This window comes from Roseateles sp. P5_E8, from assembly GCF_054177665.1.
The window spans coordinates 53,821-78,138 of record NZ_JBGCUM010000022.1 but is presented as its reverse complement, the minus strand read 5'-3'; the positions used below and the strand labels follow the sequence as shown (position 1 = coordinate 78,138).

Sequence of the window (24,318 nt, the reverse complement as noted above, 5' to 3'; positions counted from 1 at the left end):
GGGCTTGAAACCGGGCGCATGCTATGGACGGGCCATGACCCCGGCGTGACGGTATGGCGACGGTTGCGCGTGCCTCAGCGCAGGCCGGCGAAGTCGACGTTGAGCGTCGCGTCCACGGGTGCGGCCGATTCGAAGAGCAGGCGCAGCGCAAAGCTGCGGCCCACCTGCAGCGGGTGCTGCAGGTCCAGCAGCTCGATGTGCAGGCCGTCCTCGGCGAGGGTCAGTTCCTTGCCCGCCGGGATCAACAGTGACAGGCCTTGCCCGCCATCGGGCGCCCCCGGACCGGCCAGCCTGGCCCCCCCAGCCACGGGGGTCTCGATGCCGATGAGGCGGTCCGTGCGCTGCACTTCATCGAAGCGCATGCACAGCTTGGCCGTGTCGGCATCCACCCRCGTGGCGCGCGTCCACGGGTGCCAGATACGCATGCGGCTGCTGAAGAACTCGCAGGCCAGGGCAGGGCGGGCCGCCATGCTCGCGCCCAGCACGATGAGCAGGTGGCGGCGGTGCAGGGCGGGCTTGGGCATGGTGGCGGATGGCAGTCGAAGGCTCGCGACCATCGCAGCCGCCAGTGACGGTGGTGTGACGCGCGCGGCTGCCTTGGTGGCGTCACGAGCCTGTCGTCTTTGGCCACCACACTGCGCCTCCGCAAGACGCTGCGGCCCCGCCCGCCCCAACACTTCCAAAGCTCTGGAGTTCTCAATGAAGCTCGCCACCCTCGCCCTGGCCCTCGGCCTGGCCTCTCCCGCCTTTGCGGCCACATCCCTGTCCGTGGACTTTGAAAAGACCTGGGACTTCGGCACGGAAGTCGGCAACACCTATGCCGCCGACGGCGTGACCTTCACCAACGTGCTGGGCCTGTCCAACGACATCGACTTCACCTACTTCAGCAATGCGCCTTCGCCGCAGGGCGTGGCCTATGTGCAGCTCGACGGCACCGTCAACACCGCCGCCTACCTGAACGTCGCCGCGGGCGTCAACGACGGCCTGAGCTTCTTCTACTCGGGCATCGACACCGCCACCATCTCGGCCTACTCGGGCCTGAACGGCACCGGTTCGTTGCTGGGCACGATCACGCTGGCCGCGACCGGCAGCGACTTCTCGGCCTGGCAGAAAGCCGTGTTGAGCTTCGGCGGCACCGCCCAGTCCTTCGACCTGACCGGCACCAATGGCGTCGCCGCGCTGGACAACATCTCCGCCGTTCCGGAACCCACCAGCATCGCCCTGCTGCTGGCCGGTGGTGGCGCCCTGGCGCTGGCCCGCCGTCGTCGCGCCTGATCGGCAATCGCCCAAAAGGAAAGCCGGCTGTTCGCAGCCGGCTTTTTCATGAGCGGCTGGGATCAGCCGATACGACCGAGCAGCAGGTACTCCATGAGTGCCTTCTGCACGTGCATTCTGTTTTCCGCTTCATCCCACACGACCGACTGCGGCCCGTCGATGACGTCCGCCGCCACCTCCTCGCCACGGTGCGCCGGCAGGCAGTGCATGAAGAGCGCGTCCGGCTTGGCGCGGGACATCATGGCCGTGTCCACGCACCAGTCCTTGAAGGCGGCCTTGCGCGCATCGTTCTCGGCCTCATAGCCCATGCTGGTCCAGACGTCGGTGGTCACCAGGTCGGCGCCCTCGCAGGCCTCGCGCGGGTCCTTGAAGACCTTGTAGCAACTGGCGTCCTTGATGCCCGCCACCGCCGGGTCGACCTCGTAGCCGCTGGGCGTGCTGACATGCACCGTGAAGCCCAGGATCTCCGCCGCCTGCAGCCAGGTGTTGGCCATGTTGTTGCCGTCACCCACCCAGGCCACGACACGGCCCTTCAGGCAGTCCATGTCGATGGAGCCGCGCCGGTCCATGCCGCGGGCCTCGATGAAGGTGAACAGGTCGGCCAGGATCTGGCAGGGGTGGTACTCGTTGGTCAGGCCATTGATGACCGGCACGCGCGAGTGCGCCGCGAAGGCATCGAGCTTGCTCTGCTCGTAGGTGCGGATCATGACGATGTCGACCATGCGGCTGATGACGCGCGCCGAGTCCTCCACCGGCTCGGCGCGGCCCAGTTGGCTGTCGCCGGTCGTCAGGTGCACGACCGAGCCGCCCATCTGGTACATGCCGGCCTCGAAGCTGACGCGTGTGCGCGTGCTGGCCTTCTCGAAGATCATGGCCAGCGTGCGGTCCTGCAGGGGCTGGTACTTCTCGTAGTTCTTGAAGCGGCGCTTGATGATGCCGGCGCGGTCGAACAGGTGGGCGTATTCCTCGGCCCGCAGGTCCTTGAACTGGAGGTAGTGGCGCATCAGTGCGTCCCCCGGCTTCATGGCTTGGGCTGGGCCAGGAAGGCCTTGATCAGCGGCACCAGCAGGGCCGTGATCTGGCGCGCCTCGTCGTGCGTCAGGATCAACGGCGGCAGCAGGCGCACGACGCGGTCGGCGGTGATGCTGAGCAGCAGGCCGGCTTCCAGGCTTTGCGTGAGCAGCACGCCGGCCGGGCGGTCCAGCTCGACGCCCAGCATCAGGCCCTGGCCACGGATCTCGACGAACCCGGCCACGCCGGCCAGGCCTTCGGCCAGGCCATTGCGCAGCGTGGCGCCGACGGCTTCGGCATTGGCCAGTAGGCCGTCCTCTTCCATGATCTTCAGTGTCTCGACGCCGGCACGCATGGCCAGCGGGTTGCCGCCGAAGGTCGTGCCGTGGTTGCCGGCCTTCAGCACGCCGGCCGCGCGCGGGCCGCAGACGACGGCGCCGATGGGCACGCCCGAGCCTAGGCCCTTGGCCAGCGGCATCACGTCTGGCTGGATGCCCGCCCACTGGTGAGCGAACCACTTGCCGGTGCGGCCGATGCCGCACTGCACCTCGTCCAGCATCAGCAGCAGGTCGTGCGTGTCGCAGATGCGGCGCAGCGCCTGCAAAAACTCGACGCGCGCCGGGTTGATGCCGCCTTCGCCCTGGATGGTCTCCAGGAAGATGGCTGTGATGTTGGGATGGGCGGCAATCGCGGCCTCGACGGCGGCCACGTCGTTCAGCGGCACGCGCACGAAGCCCGGCACCAGCGGCCCGAAACCGGCCTGGATCTTGGGGTTGGCCGTGGCCGACAGCGTGGCGATGGAGCGGCCGTGGAAGGCGCCCTCGAAGACCAGGATCTCCGGCGACGTGTTGCCACGGTCGTGGCCGAACTTGCKGGCGATCTTCAACGCCGCCTCGTTGGCCTCCAGTCCGCTATTGCAGAAGAAGACATTGGCGAGACCCGAAAGCTCGCAGAGCTTGTCGGCGAGTTGCTCCTGCAGCGGCACGCGGTAGTAGTTGCTGCTGTGGATGAGCTTGGCGATCTGGTCCTGCAACGCCGGCACCAGAYGCGGGTGGTTGTGCCCCAGCGTGTTCACTGCGATGCCGCCCAGCCCGTCCAGCAGTCGTCGGCCGTTCGTGTCCCAGACCCAGCAGCCCTGGCCGTGCGAAAGCGCAACGGGCAGGCGGCCATAGGTCGGCATCACGTGGGCGTCGGACGGGAGGGCATCAGCGTTCATCGGGTCTCCGATTGGGTGGTGGAAAAGCGAGTTTTTGATTCTAGAGTCGATGCGCCGCAGTTTGCTGCGCCGCAACAGACGGCGGTGAGCCGAGGCACAATGGCCGCCTTTGGCAGCGAAGCTCCGCTGTACCGCAAAGCCGACCCTTCCATGACCGTTGTCCGACCGCCGCGCGAAGTATTCATCCAGGGTGTGACGCTGGATGGACGCACCTTCCGCCCCAGCGATTGGGCCGAGCGCCTGGCCGGTGCAATGTCCAGTTTTCGGCCCGGCGGCGTGCGCGGCGGCATCGGCGCCCACATCGGCTATTCGCCGCTGTGCGTGCCCAACATCATCAACGGTGTGAAGTGCGTCATCGTCAATGAGGAACTGAAGCGCCTGGAACCCATGGCCTGGGACTTCGTCATGAACTTTGCGCGCGACAACAACCTGCAAGTCGCCGAGGCCTGCCTTTTGCCCGATGGGCCCGATGGGCCGGACGGGCCAGGCGGCAAGCCGGCTGCCTGATCCCACTCCTTAACGACATAGCGACATTCCCATGCCGCATCGGCGTGGTGCGCCGTTATCCTCGGCCGCCACCTTTTGACACAGCCGATGACCCTCAGCGCTAATGCCGCCCCGTTGACCGCTGCGTCAGCCGCCACGTCGGCAGACGTGCGGCCGACGCTGACCGGCGTCTGGGTGCTGCTGCGCGGGTTATCTCGCGAGAGCGGCCACTGGGGCGTGTTCCCTGAGCACCTGCTGCGCGAGCTGCGCACCCTGCAGCCGGCGTCGCAAGTGCTCTTGCTGGACTTGCCCGGCACCGGCACGCTGCGCCGCCAGCCCAGCCCCACGCAGGTGTCGGCCATCGTCGACGCCTGCCGCGCGGAGCTGCAGCGCCGGGGTGTCAGCGGGCCCATGTCCATCATCGGCATGTCGCTCGGAGGTGCGGTGCTCGCCGACTGGGCCAACCGCTACCCGGTCGAAGTCGAAGCCGGCGTGCTGATCAACCCCAGCCTGCGGCCCTTCAGTGAACTCTTTCGCAAGCCGCGGCCCCTGAACTATCTTGGCCTGGCGCTGCTGTCGCTGAGCCGCTTCAGCGCCCGCCTGCGCGAAGAGCGCGTGCTCAGGCTGACGACGCGGCTGACGCCGCCCCAGGCGGTCATCGACCGATGGCTGGAGCTGCAGCGCCAGCATCCGCTGGGCGTGCGCAACACCGCGCGGCAACTGCTGGCCAGCGTGCGCTACCGCGCCAGCCGCACCCGCCCGGCCGCGCCCATGCTGCTGCTGTGCAGCAAGGCCGACAGCCTGGTCGACTGGCGTTGCTCGCAGGCGATCAGCCGCGCCTGGGGTGCGCCGCTGCGCATGCACACCAAAGCCGGCCACGACCTGCCGCTGGACGACCCGCAATGGGTCGCCCGCGCCGTGGCGGAGTGGCTGCGCGACCGCAGCATCCAGGGCGTCGGGCCTGGTGCGTGGCACTAGATGGTTGACCCCTCGCCCAGTCTCGCCCGCTGAACGCGGCGAGCCCGGTCGGTCCCCCTGGGGGACGGCGATGCTTGCGGCATTGAGCCGCAAGCACATCGCCTGCGGGCCGGCTTGGGAGCGGCCCGGCGCTCGGCCTGCAAGTTCAATGCACTACGGCCGCGAATGCGAAGTGAGCCGCCCTGAAATACAAAAAGCCCGCTTTCGCGGGCTTCAGGCTTTGCACCAGAGCTGGTCTGTTTTATCAGGCGGCGAGCGCCTTGATCTTGGCGGACAGGCGGCTCTTGTGACGAGCGGCCTTGTTCTTGTGGAAGATGCCCTTGTCGGCGACGGAGTCGATGACAGCTTGGGCATTCTTGAACAGGTCAGCGGCCTTGGACTTGTCGCCCGCAGTCACTGCCTTTTGCACGTTCTTGACGACCGTGCGGAATTGGGAACGCAGCGCCGTGTTGGCGGCATTGAGCTTGGCGTCCTGGCGGACGCGCTTGAGGCCCGATGCCAGGCGGACTGTCTTCTTCTTGGCTTTGGAGCTGGTGGCCATGCTGTGTCTATACCCAGGTGGTGCAAAGACAGCGAGTATAGCCCGGAATCAGGGTTAAAGCCAAGCGCCCGGACGGAGTTTCAAAAGAGGCGCGATTCTCCACACAGATAATCCGCCGCATGAATCTGCTGCGCGCTGCGTCAACCATTTCCCTGCTGACCCTGACCTCGCGCATCACCGGCCTCGTCCGCGAAACCATGGTGGCCGGCTTGTTCGGCGCCACGGCGATGACGGATGCCTTCCTCGTCGCCTTCCGCATCCCCAACCTGCTGCGCCGGCTGTTCGCGGAGGGCGCTTTCTCCCAGGCCTTCGTGCCGCTGCTGGCGGCGACCAAGGCCACCGACGGTGAAGAGGCCACCCGGCGCCTCATTGACGCCGTTGCCACCGTGCTGCTGTGGGCCTTGGTGACGACTTGTGTGCTCGGTGTCGTCGGGGCTCCTGTGCTGGTCTGGCTGCTCGGCTCGGGCCTGCCGGGCGAGGCATTCGACGCGTCGGTCGTCATGACGCGCGTCATGTTTCCCTACATCGGCTGCATGTCGTTGGTGGCGCTTTCGGCCGGCATCCTGAACACCTGGCGCCGTTTCGTCGTGCCTGCGGCCACGCCGGTGCTGCTCAATCTCAGCGTGATCGCCGTGGGTTGGGCGCTGGCCGGGCCGCTCGAGAGTGCCGGTTACCCCGGCATCTATGCGATGGCCATTGGCGTCATGCTGGGTGGCGTGCTCCAGTTGCTGGTGCAGTGGCCGGCCCTGCGGGCCATCGGGGCGATGCCGAGCATGCGCCTGAGCTGGCACGGCTTCCAGGAATCGCGCGCCAATCCCGGGGTCGGTCGCGTCATCCGCGGCATGGGGCCGGCGCTGCTCGGTGTTGGCGTGGCGCAGCTGTCGCTGATGATCAACACGCAGATCTCCAGCCATCTGGGCCCAGGCGCCACGTCCTGGCTGAACTACGCGGACCGCCTGATGGAGTTCCCCATCGGCCTGCTTGGCGTGGCGCTCTCCGCCGTGCTGACGCCGCAGTTGTCTGCGGCCCAGGCGTCGGGCCAGAGCGAGCGCTACAGCCGGCTGCTGGACTGGGGGCTGCGCATGGTCGTGCTGCTGGCCTTGCCCTGTGCGGTGGCGCTGATCGTGTTCGCTGAACCGCTGACTGCCGTGCTCTATCACCGCAAGGCCTTCCGTGCCGAGGACGTCATCCAGACCGCGCAGTCGGTGATGGGCTGGGGCGTCGGCCTGATGGGGCTGATCGCCGTCAAGGTGCTGGCGCCGGGCTTCTATGCCCGCCAGGACACCGGCACGCCGGCCAAGATCGCCGTCGTCGTGCTGGTGCTGACGCAGTGCTTCAATCTCGTGTTCGTGCCCTGGATCGGCGTCGCCGGCCTGGCGCTGTCCATCGGCGCGGGCGCCCTGGTCAACGCCGGCTGGCTGCTGTGGGGGCTCAGAAGGCTGGGCAGCTACCGCCCGGAGCCGGGCTGGACGAGTTTCAGCCTGCGCGTGGCCCTGGGCTGCGCGGCCATGGGCCTGCTGCAATGGCAGCTGTCCACACGGCTGGACTGGATCGCCCTGGGCGCGCACGAGTTCCAGCGCGCCCTCGTCATGGCGGCCAGCCTGGGCGGCAGCGCCATCGTCTACTTCGCCGTGCTGCTGCTGGCCGGCATGCGGCCCAAGGCCCTGGGCCGCCCGAGCTGATGAAATACGCCGCGCCCACTCCGCTGGACTACTTCGCCACGCTGGTGGCGGAGGAGGAGAGCCTGAACCTGCTCGAAGCCGCCATCAGCCTGGCGCAGGACGAACACCCCAGGCTGGACGTGCAGGCGGCGCTCGCCCAGGTGGACACCTTCGCGCGCCGGCTGCGCGAGCGCATCACGCCCGAAACGGCGCCGCCCGAGAGGCTGCGCCTGCTGACGCGCTTCTTCCACGGCGAGCTGGGCTTTGCCGGCAACCTGAACAACTACTACGCGGCCGACAACAGCTTCATCCATCGCGTGCTGGAGACGCGGCGCGGCATTCCCATCACGCTGGCCTTGCTGCTGCTGGAGCTGGGCGAGCAGGCCGGCCTGCGCATGGCGGGCGTGGCCTTCCCAGGCCACTTTCTCGTCAAGTGCCGCATCGGCCTGGGCGACGTCGTCATCGACCCCTTCACCGGCGACGCGCTGTCGCCCAGCCGGCTGGACGAACTCCTCGCCGTCTACCGCCAGGGCAGCGAGCTGCCGGACGACCTGGAACTGCCGCTGGAGTTCTTCCTGCGTTCCGCCACCAAACGCCAGATCCTGGCCCGCATGCTGCGCAATCTGCGGGAAGTGCACCGCGCCGCGCACGACTGGCCGCGCCTGCTGGCCGTGCAGCAGCGCCTGGTCGTGCTGCTGCCCAATGACGCGGCCGAGCGGCGCGACCGCGGCCTGGTGTTCCAGACCGTCGGCGCCCACGCCGCCGCCGCCGAGGACCTGGCCTTCTACCTGGCCGAGTGCGGCGACGCGCCCGATGCCGATGCGCTGCGCGGGCGCCTGGCCGCGCTGCTCAAACAGCGTTCGCCGCCGCTTCAGTGACAATCCGCGCCCCCGCCAGCTCCCTGTTCCGTTGAAAGCTCGATGAGGCAGATCCCGCTCGCGCTGCTCGCCCCGCCCGCGCACAGCTTCGACAATTTCCTGCCCGGCGCCAATGCCGAGGCCCTGGCCTATCTGCTGGGCCTGATGCCGGCCGCCCCGCCCGTCCTACTGTGGGGCCCGGCGGGCTCGGGCAAGACCCATCTGCTGCAGGCCCTGGCCGAACGCTGGCAGGCCGCCGGCCACCGCGTCGCCTGGTATGACGCCGATACCGCCTTGCCCTGGGAGCTGCCCGCCCACGAGAGCCTGCTGCTGCTGGACGACTGCCAGCGCTTCGACGCCGGCCAGCAGCACGCGGCCTTCGCGCTCTTCGTCGAATCGGCAGGGCAGGGCTACACCGTCGTGGCCACGGCCGATGCGCCCGCCGTCGACCTTCTTGTGCGCGAGGATCTGCGCACCCGCCTCGGTTGGGGCCCCAGCTTTGCGCTGGAGCCGCTGCGTGAGGCCGAGATGCGCGCCGTGCTGCGCCGCGAGGCCGATCGGCGCGGCCTGTTGCTCGGCGACGAGGTGCTGTCCTATCTGCTGACACGCTTCGAGCGCAACCTCAAGGGCTTGATGGCGCTGCTGGAGCGCCTGGACGAATTCGCCCTGGCCAGCAAGCGACCGCTGACCTTGCCACTCTTGAAGGCCATGTTGGCCGACGAGAAAATTGACTCCGACCCCATTTTATGAATTTGACCTTGTTTGACCTGGACGGGACGCTGATCCCGATGGATTCCGACCATTCCTTCGGTGCCTTCATGGTCGAGGTCGGCTGGGTCGACGGCGAGGTCTGGGGCCGGCGCAACGACGAATTCTTCGCCCAGTACAACGCCGGCACGCTGGATCTGCCGGCCTATGTCGAGTTCGCCACGTCGGCGTTTCGCAGCCGGCCGCTGGCCGAGGCGCTGGCGATGCGCGAGCGCTTCATGGCGGAGGTCATGCAGCCGGCGCTGCGGCCTGAGGCGAGGGCGCTGGTCGAGAAGCACCGCGCCGCCGGCGACCTGATCGCGTTGGTCACGGCCACCAATGAGTTCGTCACCGCGCCCATCGCCGCCGCATTCGGCATCGAGCACTTGATCGCCGTCGAGCTGGAACGCGACGAGGAAGGCCGCTTCACCGGCGCCATCCGCGGCGTGCCGAGCTTCCGCGAGGGCAAGATCGAACGGGTCGAATCCTGGCTGCAGAGCCTGGGGGCACAATCAGCCGGTTTCGAGCGCGTTACGTTCTACAGCGACTCGACCAACGACCTGCCCCTGCTCGAACACGTCAGTCACCCGGTGGCGACCAATCCCAGCCCCACGCTCGCGCAGATCGCCAGCGAACGCGGCTGGCCCCAGCTCCAACTCTTCGCATGATCAAGAAGTTCATCGACAAACTGCTCGGCAAGCCTGCCGCAGCCGCCGCCAAGAAGGCCAGCCCCCTGGGCCAGCGCGTCGAGCTCGCGGCGGACGTTCACCGCATCGACCCCGAACTGCTCGACGAGCGCGCCGTCAAGGTCGTCAAGACGCTGACGGACGCGGGCTTCGAGGCCTACATCGTCGGCGGTGCGGTGCGCGACCTGCTGCTGAATGTGCGGCCCAAGGACTTCGACGTCGCCACCAACGCGACGCCCGAGCAGGTCAAGGGCCTGTTTCGCCGCGCCTTCATCATCGGCAGGCGCTTTCGCATCGTCCACGTCGTCTATGGCCGTGGCCGCGAGCACGAGGTCATCGAGGTCTCGACCTTCCGTGCACTGCCCACCGAGGCTGATGCTGCCGACGCCGTGGCCGGCAACGAGAAGACGTCCAAGAGCGAGCTGGAAGGCAAGTCCCATGCCGTGGACGCCAGCGGCCGCGTGCTTCGCGACAACGTCTGGGGCCCGCAGATCGAGGATGCCGCCCGCCGCGACTACACCGTCAATGCGATGTATTACGACCCGCAGCGGCAGCTGGTGGTGGACTATCACGGCGGCCTGGCCGACGCGCGCGCCAAGCTGCTGCGCATGATCGGCGACCCCGAGACTCGCTACCGCGAAGATCCGGTTCGCATCATCCGCGCCGTGCGCTTCGCCGCCAAACTGGGCTTCACGCTGGAGCCCAAGACCTTGGCGCCGGTGAAGAAATCGGCCGCGCTGCTGGCCAATGTGCCGGCCTCGCGCCTGTTCGACGAAATGATCAAGCTGCTGCAGACCGGCCACTCGCTGGCCAGCATCGCGCAGCTGAAGAAGCTTGGCCTGGGGCGCGGCATCTTCGCCGTGCTTGACGCGATGCTGACCGAGACCGGCGACCTGTACGACGGCGTCCGCGGCAAGTTCGTGCGCCAGGCGTTCGAGGACACCGACCGCCGCGTCGCCGAAGGCCGTGGCGTCAGCCCCAGCTTCATGCTCGCCTGCATGCTCTGGCATGAGGTCCTGGACCGCTGGAACAAGATCCGCAACGACGGCGAGGCGCCCGTGCCGGCCCTGGCCCAGGCCATAGACGCCGTCTTCGACGCCCGCATTGGCGACATCTCCGGCCGCGGCAAGCTGGCCGGCGACATGCGCGAAATCTGGATGATGCAGACCCGCTTCGAGCGCCGCACCGGCTCGGGCGTCTTCAGCCTCATCGAGCAGCCGCGCTACCGCGCCGGCTTCGATTTCCTGCGCCTGCGCGCCGACGCCGGCGAGATCGACCCCTTGCTGGCCGACTGGTGGGAAGACTTTGCGCTGGGCAGCGACGACGACCGCCAGGCGCTGCTGGCCGACGCCCGCGCCGCCCAGCAGAAGCAGCCGCGCGTGGTGCGTGCACCGCGCCCTGCTGAAACCGATGCCGATGCCGACGTTGAAGCGCCTGGCAGCGACGACGAGGCCGAAACCGCCACCGACGCGCCGGCCCGCAAGCGCCGCCGCCGTCGCCGCAAGCCCGCCGGAGGCGGCGAGGGCGCCGCGCCGGCACCCGCAGCGGAGTGAGTTTGCGCGCCTACGTAGGCCTGGGCGCCAATCTCGGCGCCGACATTTCCGCCACGCTGACGCAGGCGGCACTGAGCCTCGCCGCGCTGCCCGGCGCTCACGTCGCCGCGCTGTCCAGCGTCTGGCGCAGCGCACCGGTCGATGCCGGTGGCCCCGACTTCCTGAACGCCGTGGTGGCGCTGGACACTCCTCTTCTGCCCATTGAGCTGCTGGACGCCTTGCAGGCCATCGAGCGGGACTACGGCCGCGAGCGCCCCTACCGCAACGCGCCGCGCACGCTGGATCTGGACCTGCTACTCCACGGCGACGTCGTCATGGACACCCCGCGCCTGACGCTGCCGCACCCGCGCCTGGGCCAGCGGGCCTTCGTGCTGAGGCCGCTGCTGGAGATCGCGCCGGAGCTGGCTCACCTGGCTTGTGGCGACGGCTGGCAGGGCCAGCGCATCGAACGGCTGGGCCCGCTTTCCCTCTGACCCGGAGATTCGCCGATGTTCACGACCCTCGCCGGTTGGCAGACCGTGGGCTTGCTGCTGCTGTCCAACGTCTTCATGACCTTCCTGCACTATAAAAACTGAATCACTTGCTTTAAGAGAAAAATCATTCATTGACAATGATTTATCTTCGATCAAGCCCTTCAACGGCTTGCTCGAAAATTCTGACCTTTTTGCTCTCCATGTCGTCGGATAGCAACGGCGCTTCTGCCCTGGACTTTCGTGTGCCGGGCGCGGCCACTGAGCCAAGTAGGCCGCATGACAAGAGGGATGCTCAACGGTGCTGACAGTGATAGTTCGGTTCCTGCGAGGCCTTTGGCAGGACAAGTTCTTCTTAGCTCTCTTCGTTGGGGTGGTTGCGTTTGCCGTCGACCAACCGACGCGCATCAGGACATTTGGAACGCTGATCGATTGGCCGACCATTGCGGCTTTGGCTGGACTTCTCTTGCTCACAAAGGGGCTGGAGGTAAGCGGTGCATTGCACGCGCTCGGTCGGAGGGTGGTCGAATCCATGGCCACCGAGCGGGCTGCCGCTTTGTTCCTTGTGTCATTGGCGGCCGTGCTCTCGACAGTCCTGACCAATGACGTTGCTCTTTTCGTCGTGGTGCCCCTGACGCTTGGCCTTTGCCGACTAACAGGCATGGCCGTCACCAAGATAGTGATCTTCGAAGCGCTAGCCGTGAACACGGGGTCCGCGCTGACCCCTATCGGCAACCCACAGAACATCTTCATTTGGCAACGCGCAAGCGTGCCATTTGGCGAGTTCATCTTGCATCAGTTGCCACTCGTGGCCTGCTTGATGGTGGCGCTGCTGGCCTTCACTGCATACGCGTTCAAAGCGCGTCCGCTGGAAGCCCTCGATCACGAAGCGTCAGTGCTTGACTCAAGGTTGCTGGCCACCTCGGTTGCACTGTACGTTCCATTTCTAGTCGCGACTGATATGCATCAGGCCGGATGGGCTGCTGCTGCCGTCTTCCTGATATTTCTCGTGCTGCGCCCCCGTGTGGTAGCCGACCTTGATTGGGGACTTCTCCTGGTTTTCGCGCTGATGTTCATCGACCTGAGGCTGCTGGCCGGCCTGGAGTCAGTGAAGCAGTTGATGTTGAACATGGGACTTGAAAAGCCGGTGAATCTGTACTTCGCCGGCATTGGCGCCAGCCAATTGGTCAGCAACGTGCCCGCGACGATTGCTCTTGCGGAGTTCTCCAGTGACTGGCGCGTCACCGCATACGGCGTCAATGTCGGAGGATTCGGCCTGTTGATCGGCTCGCTTGCGAATCTGATCGCGATGCGGATGACAGGTGATCGGAGGTCGTGGATCACGTTTCACGCCTATTCGATCCCCTCGCTGCTGATAGCTGCGCTTGTCGGCTATGTCCTGCTCTTTTTGAGCTAGTCCACACTGGGACTTCGAGGGCTCCGCGAAGTACTTCCCTTAGGCTCCTTGTCTTCGCTTTATAGGCTCGTTAGCGATTTCAGATAGGTCGCCGCGTCAGATGGCGAGCGGCCCGCACCGCCTTGACGCGCCTCACAGGCACCGCATCAGCTGAGCTTGAAGTGGCCTGCTGTTCGGACCAGATGGAAGTAGTCGAACAAGCCGGTGGGGTAGTGCGTGCCGCTGTTGTACGACTGAGGTGCGTCCAACAAAATCTCTTGCATGACGGCGCTCGTATAACCGCGAGAGCTGTGATACATGGGCGAACCCTTGAAGCTGGATTTCCTCTGGGCCGGGCTGTGCCTGATGGGAGCCGTTTACTTCATCTTCCGGTCGGGATGATGACGGTTCGGTGACCGCGCCCGGTAAACTGCGCGGTTTCCAGAGATCCCAAGGACGTCCATGCTGTTTGGCAAGCTGCTGCCSCGWGARGGCAATTTTTTTGAGCTGTTCAACGAGCATGGCGGCTTCATCCTGGAAGGCGCGCGCGCCTTCCAGAAAATGATCGAGAACTACAACGATCCGACGCTGCGCCAGCAATATGCCGACGAGGTCGACAAGGCCGAGCACGCCGCCGACCGCGTCACCGCCGAGGTGAACCGGCTGCTGCACCGCACCTTCATCACGCCCATTGACCGCGAGCAGATCCACAGCCTGATCAACGCGATGGACGACATCGTCGACCTGCTGCAGGACTCGTCCGAGACGCTGTCGCTCTACGACGTGCGCGCCGTGCCCGAGCAGGTGCTGCAGCTGGCCATGCTGTCGGTGCGCTGCTGCGAGCGCGTGCAGCATGCCGTCACGCTGCTGCCCCACCTGAGCCAGCCCGCCACGACCGAGGCGGCCATCAAGACCTGCGAGGAGATCGACCGCCTGGAGTCCGATGCCGACCGGGTCATGCGTTCGGCCATGTCGCGGCTGTTCCGCGAGGAGCCGGATGTGCGCGAGCTCATCAAGCTCAAGGCCATCTACGAGCAGCTCGAATCCATTTCCGACCGCTGCGAAGACGTTGCCAATCTGATCGAGGGCATCGTCCTCGAGAATTCCTGATCGGTCCCCATGGCATCCGCTGAGATCGCCTTCTGGGTGGTGGCCCTGCTCGTCGTGCTGGCCCTGCTGTTCGACTTCATGAACGGCTTCCACGATGCGGCCAACTCCATTGCCACCGTTGTCTCCACCGGGGTGCTCAAGCCCCAGCAGGCGGTGCTGTTCGCCGCCTTCTTCAACGTGCTGGCCATCGCCTTCTTCCAGCTCAAGGTGGCGGCCACCATCGGCAAGGGCATCGTCGAGCCCGGCATCGTCGACCACCACGTCGTCTTTGGCGCCCTCATGGGCGCCATCTCCTGGAACTTCATCACCTGGTGGTGGGGCATCCCGTCGAGCTCCTCGCATGCGCTGATCGGTGGCATCGCCGGCGCCGTCGTCGCCAAGGCGGGCCCGTCGGCCCTGGTTGCGGGCGGCATCTGGAAGACTGTCGCCTTCATCGTCATTTCGCCTTTGCTGGGCTACCTGCTGGGCTCGCTGATGATGGTCCTCGTCGCGTGGATCTGTCGCAACAAGTCGCCGTTGCGGGTTGATCGATGGTTCCGACGGCTGCAACTCGTCTCCGCGGGGCTGTACAGCCTCGGCCACGGCGGCAACGATGCGCAGAAGACCATCGGCCTGATCTGGATGCTGCTCATCGCCGCCGGCATGCTCTCGGCCGGTGAGACCTCGCCGCCGGTCTGGGTCATCGTCGCCTGCTACATCGCCATCGGCCTGGGGACGATGTTCGGCGGCTGGCGCATCGTGCAGACCATGGGCCAGCGCATCACCAAGCTCAAGCCGGTGGGCGGCTTCTGCGCCGAGACCGGCGGCGCGATCACGCTCTTCCTCGCCACGGCGATGGGCGTGCCGGTGTCCACCACGCACACCATCACCGGCGCCATCGTCGGTGTGGGCTCTGTGCAGCGCGCCTCGGCCGTGCGCTGGGGCGTGGCCGGCACCATCGTCTGGGCCTGGATCTTCACGATCCCGGCTGCGGCGCTGGTGGCCGCGATCTGCTACTGGGTCAGTTTCGCTATTTACTGACCGACCTGCGCCTCGAAATAGCGCTGGGCGCTGAAGGCGATGGTTGCCATCAGCGCCGTGCCGCCGATGAAAAGGCACAGCACGACACCGATGACGGCGCCCCAGCCGCTGGGCTCGGCGGCCCGGCCGGCGTTGAAGCGGGCATTCCAGCGCTCATCGGGCATCAATCCGTAGACGATGCCGCCGAGCAGGGCAGCGACCAGGCTCATGCCCAGCAGCGGCAGCAGCAGCCAGGCCAGGCGGTCGTCCTGGCCAAGGGCGTTCATGCGTTGCAGGCCGACCAGGCCAAGCAGCGTCGGCAGCGGGAACAGCCAGCCCCAGCGGTCCTTGAACCCGTGCAGGTAGAAGCGGTGCAGGCCGAAGACGCCGCCGAGCAAGGCCAGCCAGGTCGCGACGACCTTGCGCTTGATTCCGGCGCTCATTCGGCGCCGACGCTGTCGCCCAGGCCCAGCGAGCGCTGCATCAGCACCACGTCCAGCCAGCGACCGAACTTCCAGCCGACGCTCTTCAGTACGCCGGTGTGTTCGAAACCCAGCGCCGTGTGCACGCCGACGGAGCCGGCATTGGCCGCGTCACCGATGACGGCCAGCATCTGGCGCGCGCCGGCTGCCTCGCAGCGGGCCAGCAGCTCGGCCAGCAGAAGCCGGCCCACGCCCTGGCCCTGGGCCGCAGGGGCCAGGTAGATGGAGTCCTCGACGCAGAAGCGGTAGGCCAGGCGCGGGCGGAAGTAGTTGGCGTAGGCATAGCCCAGCAGCTCACCGTTGCGCTCGGCCACCAGCCAGGGGAGGTTGCGGCCCAACACCTCGGCGCGCCGCCGGCCCATTTCTTCGACGCCGGGCACCTCGGTCTCGAAGGTGCCGGTGCCATGCTCGACGGCGTGGGCGTAGATGGCCTGGATGGCGGCGAGGTCCACGTCGGTGCTCGGGCGAATCGTCAAAGGCAGGACGGCAGGGGAGGGCTGTGACATCTGTCGGGTCGGGACTTGGTAGAAATTGCTTCGGTCGAGTTTATAATGCTCGGTTTGGCGCTGGTCGCAGATGGCTGCGGCGTATCTACAGAGCCTCCCCCGGCAGGGGTTCCTGCTATCGACTTGCTAGCCCTGAGTGTCTCCTCGTGCAGTGGTCGCCCAACATTTAGGAAACATCATGGTTGTCATTCGTCTGGCTCGCGGCGGTTCAAAGAAGCGCCCCTTCTACAACATCGTCGTCGCCAACAGCCAACAGCGCCGTGACGGTCGCTTTATCGAGCGCGTCGGCTTCTACAACCCCGTCGCCTCCGGCGCTGCCGAAAAGCTGCGCGTCGAGCAGGACCGCGTGGCTTACTGGATCGGCGTTGGAGCCCAGCTGTCGCCCACCGTGACCCGCCTCGTGGGTGACGCCAAGACGGCTGCTGTTGCCGCCTGACCCTCGTGGTTGGCAACAAGCCTCAACAAGACGGCGCTTCGGCGCCGTCTTTTGCTTCTGAGCCCGATGACCTGATCCAGGTCGGCCACATCCTGGACGCCTGGGGTGTGAAGGGCTGGTTCAAGGTCCAGGCCTACTCGAACCAGGCCGACGCGTTGTCCTCCGCCAAGCGCTGGTTCCTGAAGGCCGTCGCGCCCAAATCGGGTCAGCGGGAGCTGAAGATCCTGTCCATGCGCGAGCACGGCGAGGGTCTGGTGGCCAGCGCCGAYGGCGTCGTTGACCGCAATGGCTCCGAGGCCCTGCGCGGTTTCGAGATCTGGATCTCGCGCGCCGACTTCCCGCGTGCCGGTGACGGCGAGTACTACTGGGTCGACCTGATCGGCCTGGACGTCGTCAACCGCGAGGGCCAGGCCCTGGGCCGCGTCATCGGTCTCATCGACACCGGTCCGCACGCCGTGCTGCGTATCCTGCCGCCGGGCATCGAGCAGCCCGCAAAGCCCGACCAGGAAAAGCTCATCCCCTTCGTCGGCGCCTTTGTGGACGATGTGAGCCTCGAAGCGAAACTGATCCGCGTCGACTGGGGCGTGGACTACTGACGTGCGCTTCGACGTCCTGACGATCTTCCCGGAGCTGTTCGCGCCGCACCTGACGCATGGCGTCACGCGGCGGGCCTTCGAGAGTCGTCAGGTCGACGTGCGCCTCTGGTCGTTGCGCGATTTCGCCGACGACAACTACCGCCGCGTCGACGACCGGCCCTACGGCGGCGGGCCAGGCATGGTCATGCTGGTGGAGCCGCTGGAGAAGGCGCTCGCGGCTGCCAAGGTGGACCGTGGCGAGGCCGAGCCCGCCGTCATCCACTTCACACCCACCGGCGCTCCAATCAACCAGACGTGCGTGCAGCAACTGGCAGTCGGCCCGGGCGCCATCCTGCTGTGCGGCCGCTATGAAGGCATTGACCAGCGCGTGCTGGACCGGCACGTGACGCTGGAGCTCAGCCTGGGCGACTTCGTGCTGTCCGGCGGCGAGTTGCCGGCGTTGGCCCTGCTGGACGCTGTCGCGCGCCTTCAGGACGGCGTGCTCGGCGACGTCCAGTCGCATCAGCAGGACAGTTTTTCGGACGGCCTGCTGGACTGCCCGCACTACAGCCGGCCCGAGGCGCTTGTCGACGGCCGAGCCGTGCCGGCCGTGCTGATGTCCGGACACCATGCCGACATCAAGCGCTGGCGCCGTGAGCAGTCGTTGGCACTGACGGCCGCGCGCCGGCCGGAGCTGATCGTGGCTGCGCGGGCTGCCGGCCGGCTCAGCAAGGCCGACGAGGCCTTCCTGGCCAAGCTCTAGGCAAAACCCTTGACTTCAGCTATATTGGCGGGCTGTCCGATCCTCTGGCGGGTCGAGTGGCTGGAATGTCAATCAATGACGGTCAGCTGCAAACATCCCCATAAATAGCGCCCCGCCAAGATCCCAGGAGTACAGATGAACCTCATCCAAACCCTTGAGCAAGAAGAAATTGCTCGTCTGAACAAGACCATCCCGGCCTTCGCCCCTGGCGACACCGTGATCGTCAGCGTCAACGTCGTTGAAGGCACCCGCAAGCGTGTGCAGGCTTACGAAGGCGTCGTGATTGCCAAGCGCAACCGCGGCCTGAACAGCAGCTTCATCGTCCGCAAGATCTCCAGCGGCGAAGGCGTCGAGCGTACGTTCCAGCTGTACAGCCCGCTGATCGCGAMGATYGAAGTCAAGCGYCGYGGTGATGTSCGCCGYGCCAAGCTGTACTACCTGCGCCAGCGTTCGGGCAAGTCGGCACGTATCAAGGAAAAGCTGGCTTAATCAGCCGGTTCCCACCGCCAAGGCCGCCCGGAGCTACGCTCTCGGCGGCTTTTGTTTTTCCGACGCATGACTCGCCGCCCCGCCATCATCCAGCCCCAACTCGCGCCGATCACGGGCGTTGATGACCACCTGCCCGCCGTGCCCGCTGCCGCGTTGACGGCCGAGGCCATCCGCGCCCGCGTCGCCGAGGTGTCCACGTGGACGCCCGAGTTCGCTGGCGACGGCGGCCTGTTCTCGGATCGCAAGCCGGCCGGTGCCGCCGTGCTCATCCCGCTCGTGCAACGTCCCGACGGCCTCTCGCTGCTGCTGACCCGCCGCACCGACCACCTTCGTGACCACGCCGGCCAGATCAGCTTCCCCGGCGGTCGCGTCGAGCCCGAGGACGACGGCCCTGTCGCGACGGCACTGCGCGAGACCGAGGAGGAAATCGGCCTGGCGCGTGACTACATCCACGTCATCGGCCAGTTGCCCATCTACTCGACGGTGACCGCCTTCCAGGTCACGCCGGTCGTCGCCCTCGTCGAGCCGGGCTTCACGCTCAAGCTCGACGACTTCGAGGTGGCCGAGGCGTTCGAGGTGCCGCTGGCCTTCCTGATGAATCCGGCCCACCACCGCCACCACACCTTCGAGTTCGCCGGCACCCAGCGTCGCTTCCTGTCCATGCCCTGGCAGGGCCCTGAGCGCGAGTACTTCATCTGGGGCGCGACAGCCGCGATGTTGCGCAACCTCTACCGACTTCTGATTGCCGCCTGAGCGCGCCACTATCATCCCCGCCCATGAATTTCTTCGCGGTGCTGCTGGCCCTGTTGTGTGAACAACTCAAGCCCCTGAGGCATGGCAATCGCGTGCACGAGTCCGTCATCGGCTGGGTGCGCTGGACGGGCCGCAACTTCGACGCGGGCGACGAGCACCATGCCGTCATCGTCTGGGCCATCACCGTCATCGTGCCTGGCCTCATCCTCACGCTCGCCTATTGGGGCCTGCACCACTTCAGCCTGCTGCTTGCGCTTGCGCTGAACGTGCTCGTGCTCTACCTGACGCTCGGCTTCCGGCAATTCAGCCACTACTTCACCGACATCCGTGACGCCATGGAGCGCGGCGACGACCTGACCGCGCGACAGTTGCTGGCCGACTGGCGCCACCTGGACGCCAGCGAGCTGCCGCGCACCGAGCTGATCCGCCACGTCATCGAGCACTCGCTGCTGGCGGCGCACCGCCACGTCTTCGGCGTGTTCTTCTGGTTCATCGTCTGCTCGACGCTGGGTCTGGGCCCGGCAGGCGCCGTGCTCTACCGCATGGCCGAGTTCGCCAGCCGCTACTGGGCCTTCCGGAGCCGCACGCTGGACGCGCCTACCAACCCGCGCCTGCTGGCCTTGTCGCGGCAGGCCTTCGTGGTGATCGACCATGTGCCCGCGCGGCTGACGGCGGCTGGCTTCGCCATCGTCGGGAATTTCGAGGAGGCGGTGAACGCCTGGCGGCGCGATGCCAGCCTGTGGCTGCATCCCAACGAGGGCATCATCCTCGCGTCCGCCGCGGGCGCCGTCGGCCTGCAGCTCGGCGGCGCTGCGGCCCCTGGCATCACACCGGACCGCAGCCGCACCTTCGACGCCGGCTCCGAGCCCGAAGCCACCGGCGCCGCCGGCTCCACGGCCGGTGCGCCGCCGCAGCTCGGCCACCTGCAGAGCGTGGTCGGGCTGGTCTGGCGGTCGGTCGTGCTGTGGATGCTGCTGCTGGCGCTGCTGTCGCTTGCCAACCTCGTCGGTTGAACTGAATGAACTTTGCTGAACTGCCGGCGCTGGCCGAGCCCAGCCTGAGCGCGCGCGTGCAGCATGCGCTGGACCACAAGACCAAGCCGCTGGGCGCACTGGGCCGTATCGAGTCGCTGGCATTGCAGCTGGCGCTGATCCAAGGCGTCGAGCGGCCGGCGCTGCGCGAGCCGCAACTCGTTGTCTTCGCGGCCGACCATGGCCTGTCGCGGCGCGGCGTGTCGGCCTATCCGCGCGAGGTCACGCCGCAGATGGTGGCCAATATGCTGGCCGGCGGCGCGGCCGTGTCGGTGCTGGCTCGCCAGCAAGGTCTGGCGCTGACGATCGCAGACTGCGGCGTCGATGCGCCGCTGGCCGCCGGCGCTGTGGATCTGCGCATCGCCGCTGGTACGGCGGACGCGAGCCTCGGCCCGGCGATGAGCATCGAGCAGACCGAGCGCGCGCTGCGCAACGGCATGGCCCTCGTCGAGCGCCTTCCCGGCAACGCGTTGCTGCTGGGCGAGATGGGCATTGGCAATACCTCGTCGGCTAGCCTGTTGATGCAACGGCTGACCGGCCTGCCGCTGGCCGATTGCGTGGGCCGCGGCACGGGGCTGGACGATGCCGGCTTGGCGCACAAGCTGGCCGTGCTGGCCGAGGCGCTGGCCGTCAATGCCGGGGCGCAGACGCCGCAGCAGATCGCCGCCGCGCTGGGCGGCTTCGAGATCGTCACCATGGCCGGCAGCGTCATCGCGGCCGCGTCGCAGCGTCGCGTCGTGCTGGTCGACGGCTTCATCACGACGGCCGCCGTGGCGTTGGCCGAGGCGCTGCGGCCGGGTGTGCTGGCGGCCTGCGTGTTCGCCCATCGTTCGGCCGAGGGCCCGCATGTGCTGTGGCTGCAGCGGTTGGGCGTGCGCCCGCTGCTGGACCTGGATCTGCGCCTGGGCGAAGGCAGTGGCGCGGCGCTGGCCTGGCCGCTGCTGACGGCGGCCTGCGCGCTGCTGGCGGACATGGCCAGCTTCGACAGCGCCGGCGTCAGCAACCGCGACTGACCATGAGGCTGTTCCTCGTCGCGCTGCAGTTCCTGACCCGGCTGCCGGTGCGGCTGAGCCGCTTTGAACCGGGCTGGTTGAACGACTGCGTGCGGCATTTCCCGCTGGTGGGCGCGCTGGTGGGCGCGGTCGGTGCGGCGGTGCTGGTGGGCGCCTCGCATCTCTGGCCGGCCTGGGTGGCCGCCGTGCTCGCGCTGGCCGCCACGGTCGCGCTGACCGGTGGCTTCCACGAGGACGGCCTGGCCGACACCTTCGATGCGCTGGGCGGCGTCGTGCCGCGCGACAAGGCGCTGGTCATCATGAAGGATTCGCGCATCGGCAGCTACGGTGCGCTGGCGCTGGGCTTGTCGTTGCTGCTGCGTGCGGCGCTGCTCGCCGTGCTGGCGGCGCGGCCGGTGCTGGGTGCGGTGGCGGCCTTGCTGGTCAGTCATGCGCTGGCGCGCGCGGCGGCGGTGGGCGTCATGGCCAGCCTGCCTTATGGCGGCGATGCCGAGCACGCCAAGGCCAAACCGCTGGCTCTGGCGGTGGCGCCGCGCAACTTCGTCATCGCGCTGGGCTGGTGCGGCTTGCTGGTGATTTCGCTGGCAGCGAGCGGCGTCTACCTGCCGAAGCTGGGCGCCGCCGTTGCAGCCGCAGGCGTTGTCGCGCTGCTGATGCGGCAATGGCTGAAGCGCCGTCTGGGCGGCTACACCGGTGATGGTCTCGGCGCGACCGAGCAACTGGCCGAGATAGCGGTGCTGCTGGCCTTCACGGCCTCGTTCTGATGCCCGCGTTCACGATCTGGCGCCACCCCAAGCCGGCGGGCGCGTGGGGGCGCTGCATCGGCGGGCGCACCGACTTGCCCGTCGACCCTCGCAAGGCCAAGCACCTGGCCCACCGCATCCGCGCCCACGCGCGCCGGCTGGGCCTGCCGCGCGAGGTCGTCACGTCGCCGCTGGCGCGTGCAGCAGCGGTCGGGCGTTGGCTGAAGCGTTGGGGCTTTGTCTGGCGCGTCGACCCGGCCTTGGCGGAGGTGGACTTCGGCGCGTGGGACGGCCAGTCTTGGAACGACATCCCGCCGGTGGATTTCGAGCGCTGGATGGGTGACTTCTGCGGCTTCGATTTCGACGGCGGCGAGTCTCTGAGTGCGCTGCTGGCCCGTGCATTGGCCTGGCAGCCGCCCTGCGCGCTGGCCGTGGGGCATGGCGGCTGGATCAACGCCCGGCGCTGGCAGGGCGGGTTGCCAACGCCGTCGAGCTGGCCGCAGCCGCCTGCCTACGGTCGGCCTACTTCAGCACCGTCTGCTTCATGAACAGCACGGTGGCGTAGAACTGGAAGTCCTGGTTTTCCTTCTTCTGGAAACCATGGCCCTCGTTCTCGGCGCGCAGATACCAGACCGGCGTGCCACCCTCGCGCACCTTGGCGACGATCTGCTCGGCCTCGGTGTAGGGCACGCGCGGGTCGTTCTTGCCCTGGATGACGAACAGCGGCTTCTTGATCTTGGCCACGTTGGTCAGCGGCGAGATCTTCTCCAGATGCGCCTTCATGGCCGGGTCGCGCTCGTCGCCGTACTCGACGCGGCGCAGGTCGCGGCGGTAGCTCTCGGTGTTGTTCAGGAAGGTCACGAAGTGCGAGATGCCGACCACGTCGATGGCGCCGGCGATGCGGTCGGCGTAGTTCGTCGACACGGCCAGCGTCATATAGCCGCCGTAGCTGCCGCCGGTGACGAGCACGCGCGAGGCGTCCAGGTCGGGCTGGGTGGCGATCCAGTCCAGCAGGGCGCCGATGTCCTTGACCGAGTCCTCGCGCTTGAAGCCGTTGTCCATGGCCAGGAAGCTCTTGCCGTAGCCGGCGGAGCCGCGCACGTTGGGCTGGATCAGCGCCATGCCGAGCTCTTGCGTGTAGTACGCGTTGCGGCCGAGGAAGCCGACGCTGGCCTGGCCTTCCGGGCCGCCGTGGATGGAAATCAACACCGGGCGCTTGCCAGTGAAGGTCTTCGGCGGCGGCGTCAGCAGGCCGGAAATCGCGGTGCCGTCAAAGCTCTTCCAGCGCACGATCTTCTGCTCGGTGAACGCGGACGTGTCGATGCCCGGGGGCGCGTAGGCGCGCGTCCACTGCTGGACCTTGCCGTCCGCGCCCAGCGAGTAGATCTGGCCCGGGCCCTGGGCATTGCTGATGGAGAAGGCCAGTTCGCCGCGCGCGCGGTGGAATGAGGCCGTGCCGACGGTGCCGTTGGGCAGCGCGGCCGGCGCCGGCACTTCCTTGCCCGTTGCCGTGTCGAAGAAGCGCAGCTCGTCGCGGCCATCGACATTGAACTGGGCCGCCAGGCGGCTGCCGTCCTCGGTCAGCGTGACGCCGCTGACGTCCCACGGGATGTGACTGCTGACGCGGTCGATGCGGCCGCTGGCCAGGTCCAGCTTCATCAGCTCGCGGAACTCGCCGGCGCGGTCGCTGGCGATCCACAGCGTGCGGCCGTCGGGCGCCCAGCCGGCCGGCGAGTAGGTCGCCTTGGCCTCCTGGCTGCCAGCGGCGGGTGCCACCTGCTTGGCCACGCCGCTGTCCAGGTCCAGCATCCAGATCTGCGATTCATTGGCCGAGAGGTAGCGCGTCAACGAGATCAGGCGCTCGTCGGGCGAGGGCCGACTCGCAGCCCAGCCGCCGCCGTCCAGCTCGGCCAGCTTGCGGCGGCCTTCGGGCTTGGCCGGGTCCATCAGCCACAGCGTCGTCGTGATCTTGCTGCGCGTGCCGCCCTGGGCCGTGCGGTCAATGGGCACGGCGGAGTAGACGAGCTGGCCGCTCTTGCGCAGCCAGGTGTTGATCGAATGGCGCTCGTCGGGGCTGGTCAGCAGCACGGCTTTAGCGCCGGCCTGGTTCAGCGCCAGGCGGTAGATCTGCGCCACCTCGTTGCCGCCGGTGGCACGCTCGAAGACGATGTACTGGCCGGTGCGCGGCTCGTAGGTGGCTCGGGCCACCGGGTCGATGCCGTCGGTGAGCTGATCGCCGTCGGTCAGCGGCGTCGTCACGCGGAAGATCTGTGCCGTGTTGGCGCCGGCCTTGCGGTGGCTGACCAGCATCTCGCGCTGCGTCGGATGCCAGTCGGAGAACGCGTGGCCGCGGAAGTCGTTGTAGCGGCCGATGGCGTCGGCCAGGCTTTGCGGCACGGCGGGAATGCCCTGCACGACGAGGTTGGCGTTGGGGGTGATGGTGGCTTCCGGCGCGGTGGGCGCGGAGGCGCAGGCCGCCAGCAGGGTAGTGCCGAGGGCGCAGAGGGAAAGACGAATCATGGTCAAAGCCTCAGAAAGGCA

General features: G+C 67.5%; 28 protein-coding genes and 1 pseudogene. 22 read left to right on the top strand and 7 right to left on the bottom strand.

What is annotated here, in order from left to right:
* Positions 1 to 74: 74 nt before the first annotated feature.
* Positions 75 to 524: a copper chaperone PCu(A)C gene (locus ACXRVZ_RS14885; RefSeq protein WP_458232536.1), complete on the bottom strand. Its 450-nt coding sequence runs from the start codon at positions 522 to 524 to the stop codon at positions 75 to 77.
* A 175-nt stretch (positions 525 to 699) separates the two neighbouring features.
* Between ACXRVZ_RS14885 and ACXRVZ_RS14880 the strand changes: the two genes are divergently transcribed.
* Entirely contained in the window at positions 700 to 1,275 is a 576-nt protein-coding gene (locus ACXRVZ_RS14880) for a PEP-CTERM sorting domain-containing protein (RefSeq protein WP_457427049.1), read from the top strand.
* 62 nt (positions 1,276 to 1,337) lie between these two features.
* On the opposite strand, the gene argF is transcribed toward ACXRVZ_RS14880, so the two are convergent.
* Both argF and ACXRVZ_RS14870 read right to left on the bottom strand, forming a co-directional pair.
* Positions 1,338 to 2,300, bottom strand: coding sequence for an ornithine carbamoyltransferase (gene argF, locus ACXRVZ_RS14875; protein ID WP_457427047.1), 963 nt, complete (start codon positions 2,298 to 2,300; stop codon positions 1,338 to 1,340).
* Positions 2,297 to 3,502: an acetylornithine/succinylornithine family transaminase gene (locus ACXRVZ_RS14870; protein WP_458232535.1), complete on the bottom strand. Its 1,206-nt coding sequence runs from the start codon at positions 3,500 to 3,502 to the stop codon at positions 2,297 to 2,299. Before ACXRVZ_RS14870 ends, argF begins: the two co-directional genes overlap by 4 nt.
* Positions 3,503 to 3,652: 150 nt before the next feature.
* Here ACXRVZ_RS14870 and ACXRVZ_RS14865 point away from each other — a divergent pair, with 150 nt between their 5' ends.
* Positions 3,653 to 4,009 carry a DUF3579 domain-containing protein gene (locus tag ACXRVZ_RS14865; RefSeq protein WP_457427043.1) on the top strand — a complete coding sequence of 119 codons (357 nt, stop codon included), beginning with the start codon at positions 3,653 to 3,655 and terminating at the stop codon, positions 4,007 to 4,009.
* Positions 4,010 to 4,096: 87 nt separating this feature from the next.
* Positions 4,097 to 4,966, top strand: coding sequence for an alpha/beta fold hydrolase (locus ACXRVZ_RS14860; protein WP_457427041.1), 870 nt, complete (start codon positions 4,097 to 4,099; stop codon positions 4,964 to 4,966).
* 244 nt (positions 4,967 to 5,210) lie between these two features.
* Here ACXRVZ_RS14860 and rpsT read toward each other — a convergent pair whose 3' ends face one another.
* Positions 5,211 to 5,507 (bottom strand): 30S ribosomal protein S20, encoded by a 297-nt coding sequence (gene rpsT, locus ACXRVZ_RS14855; RefSeq protein ID WP_056270726.1) that lies wholly within the window; start codon positions 5,505 to 5,507, stop codon positions 5,211 to 5,213.
* Between the two features lie 119 nt (positions 5,508 to 5,626).
* Between rpsT and murJ the strand changes: the two genes are divergently transcribed.
* The 10 genes and pseudogenes from murJ to ACXRVZ_RS14805 all read left to right on the top strand — a co-directional run bounded on the left by murJ (position 5,627) and on the right by ACXRVZ_RS14805 (position 15,007).
* Complete coding sequence (murJ, locus tag ACXRVZ_RS14850; RefSeq protein ID WP_457427039.1) at positions 5,627 to 7,189, top strand: murein biosynthesis integral membrane protein MurJ; 1,563 nt, start codon at positions 5,627 to 5,629, stop codon at positions 7,187 to 7,189.
* Positions 7,189 to 8,046, top strand: coding sequence for a SirB1 family protein (locus ACXRVZ_RS14845; protein WP_458232534.1), 858 nt, complete (start codon positions 7,189 to 7,191; stop codon positions 8,044 to 8,046). The genes murJ and ACXRVZ_RS14845 overlap by 1 nt, the downstream gene beginning before the upstream one ends.
* A gap of 42 nt (positions 8,047 to 8,088) precedes the next feature.
* Positions 8,089 to 8,775, top strand: coding sequence for an HdaA/DnaA family protein (locus ACXRVZ_RS14840; protein ID WP_458232533.1), 687 nt, complete (start codon positions 8,089 to 8,091; stop codon positions 8,773 to 8,775).
* On the top strand, positions 8,772 to 9,440 hold the full coding sequence (locus ACXRVZ_RS14835) for a histidinol-phosphatase (protein WP_457427033.1): 669 nt from the start codon (positions 8,772 to 8,774) through the stop codon (positions 9,438 to 9,440). Before ACXRVZ_RS14840 ends, ACXRVZ_RS14835 begins: the two co-directional genes overlap by 4 nt.
* Positions 9,437 to 11,011, top strand: coding sequence for a polynucleotide adenylyltransferase PcnB (gene pcnB, locus ACXRVZ_RS14830; protein ID WP_457427031.1), 1,575 nt, complete (start codon positions 9,437 to 9,439; stop codon positions 11,009 to 11,011). The genes ACXRVZ_RS14835 and pcnB overlap by 4 nt, the downstream gene beginning before the upstream one ends.
* Complete coding sequence (gene folK / locus ACXRVZ_RS14825; protein ID WP_457427029.1) at positions 11,008 to 11,484, top strand: 2-amino-4-hydroxy-6-hydroxymethyldihydropteridine diphosphokinase; 477 nt, start codon at positions 11,008 to 11,010, stop codon at positions 11,482 to 11,484. Before pcnB ends, folK begins: the two co-directional genes overlap by 4 nt.
* Positions 11,485 to 11,782: 298 nt before the next feature.
* Positions 11,783 to 12,898 (top strand): SLC13 family permease, encoded by a 1,116-nt coding sequence (locus tag ACXRVZ_RS14820; protein WP_458232532.1) that lies wholly within the window; start codon positions 11,783 to 11,785, stop codon positions 12,896 to 12,898.
* Between the two features lie 294 nt (positions 12,899 to 13,192).
* A pseudogene (locus ACXRVZ_RS14815) lies at positions 13,193 to 13,279 on the top strand (DMT family protein); the annotation flags it as partial.
* Positions 13,280 to 13,339: 60 nt separating this feature from the next.
* A complete protein-coding gene (locus ACXRVZ_RS14810) occupies positions 13,340 to 13,987 on the top strand; it encodes a DUF47 domain-containing protein (protein ID WP_458232531.1) in 648 nt (215 codons plus the stop codon).
* Positions 13,988 to 13,996: 9 nt separating this feature from the next.
* Entirely contained in the window at positions 13,997 to 15,007 is a 1,011-nt protein-coding gene (locus tag ACXRVZ_RS14805) for an anion permease (protein ID WP_457428180.1), read from the top strand.
* On the opposite strand, the gene ACXRVZ_RS14800 is transcribed toward ACXRVZ_RS14805, so the two are convergent.
* Together ACXRVZ_RS14800 and ACXRVZ_RS14795 are read right to left on the bottom strand one after the other, a co-directional pair.
* Entirely contained in the window at positions 15,001 to 15,429 is a 429-nt protein-coding gene (locus ACXRVZ_RS14800; RefSeq protein WP_458232530.1) for a hypothetical protein, read from the bottom strand. The genes ACXRVZ_RS14805 and ACXRVZ_RS14800 overlap by 7 nt on opposite strands.
* The gene (locus ACXRVZ_RS14795; protein ID WP_457424635.1) at positions 15,426 to 15,974 is read right to left on the bottom strand and encodes an N-acetyltransferase family protein; all 549 of its coding nucleotides are present in this window, start codon (positions 15,972 to 15,974) and stop codon (positions 15,426 to 15,428) included. Before ACXRVZ_RS14795 ends, ACXRVZ_RS14800 begins: the two co-directional genes overlap by 4 nt.
* Before the next feature lie 178 nt (positions 15,975 to 16,152).
* On the opposite strand from ACXRVZ_RS14795, the gene rpsP reads away from it, so the two are divergent.
* From rpsP to ACXRVZ_RS14750, 9 genes are all read left to right on the top strand, one after another.
* Positions 16,153 to 16,410 (top strand): 30S ribosomal protein S16, encoded by a 258-nt coding sequence (gene rpsP / locus ACXRVZ_RS14790; protein WP_457424633.1) that lies wholly within the window; start codon positions 16,153 to 16,155, stop codon positions 16,408 to 16,410.
* 5 nt (positions 16,411 to 16,415) lie between these two features.
* Entirely contained in the window at positions 16,416 to 17,006 is a 591-nt protein-coding gene (gene rimM, locus ACXRVZ_RS14785) for a ribosome maturation factor RimM (RefSeq protein ID WP_457424631.1), read from the top strand.
* Position 17,007: 1 nt separating this feature from the next.
* Complete coding sequence (trmD, locus tag ACXRVZ_RS14780; protein WP_457424629.1) at positions 17,008 to 17,748, top strand: tRNA (guanosine(37)-N1)-methyltransferase TrmD; 741 nt, start codon at positions 17,008 to 17,010, stop codon at positions 17,746 to 17,748.
* Between the two features lie 135 nt (positions 17,749 to 17,883).
* Positions 17,884 to 18,237 (top strand): 50S ribosomal protein L19, encoded by a 354-nt coding sequence (rplS, locus tag ACXRVZ_RS14775; protein ID WP_458232529.1) that lies wholly within the window; start codon positions 17,884 to 17,886, stop codon positions 18,235 to 18,237.
* Positions 18,238 to 18,303: 66 nt separating this feature from the next.
* Positions 18,304 to 18,990 carry a CoA pyrophosphatase gene (locus tag ACXRVZ_RS14770; protein ID WP_457424625.1) on the top strand — a complete coding sequence of 229 codons (687 nt, stop codon included), beginning with the start codon at positions 18,304 to 18,306 and terminating at the stop codon, positions 18,988 to 18,990.
* Positions 18,991 to 19,013: 23 nt separating this feature from the next.
* A complete protein-coding gene (locus tag ACXRVZ_RS14765) occupies positions 19,014 to 20,003 on the top strand; it encodes a CobD/CbiB family protein (protein ID WP_457424623.1) in 990 nt (329 codons plus the stop codon).
* A 5-nt stretch (positions 20,004 to 20,008) separates the two neighbouring features.
* Positions 20,009 to 21,034: a nicotinate-nucleotide--dimethylbenzimidazole phosphoribosyltransferase gene (cobT, locus tag ACXRVZ_RS14760; protein ID WP_457424621.1), complete on the top strand. Its 1,026-nt coding sequence runs from the start codon at positions 20,009 to 20,011 to the stop codon at positions 21,032 to 21,034.
* A gap of 2 nt (positions 21,035 to 21,036) precedes the next feature.
* Positions 21,037 to 21,798 (top strand): adenosylcobinamide-GDP ribazoletransferase, encoded by a 762-nt coding sequence (gene cobS, locus ACXRVZ_RS14755; RefSeq protein ID WP_457424619.1) that lies wholly within the window; start codon positions 21,037 to 21,039, stop codon positions 21,796 to 21,798.
* Positions 21,798 to 22,325 carry a histidine phosphatase family protein gene (locus tag ACXRVZ_RS14750; protein WP_457424617.1) on the top strand — a complete coding sequence of 176 codons (528 nt, stop codon included), beginning with the start codon at positions 21,798 to 21,800 and terminating at the stop codon, positions 22,323 to 22,325. The genes cobS and ACXRVZ_RS14750 overlap by 1 nt, the downstream gene beginning before the upstream one ends.
* Here the strand turns inward: ACXRVZ_RS14750 and ACXRVZ_RS14745 are convergent.
* Positions 22,300 to 24,297: a S9 family peptidase gene (locus ACXRVZ_RS14745; protein ID WP_458232528.1), complete on the bottom strand. Its 1,998-nt coding sequence runs from the start codon at positions 24,295 to 24,297 to the stop codon at positions 22,300 to 22,302. The two genes, ACXRVZ_RS14750 and ACXRVZ_RS14745, sit on opposite strands and share 26 nt — an antisense overlap.
* Positions 24,298 to 24,318: the final 21 nt, after the last annotated feature.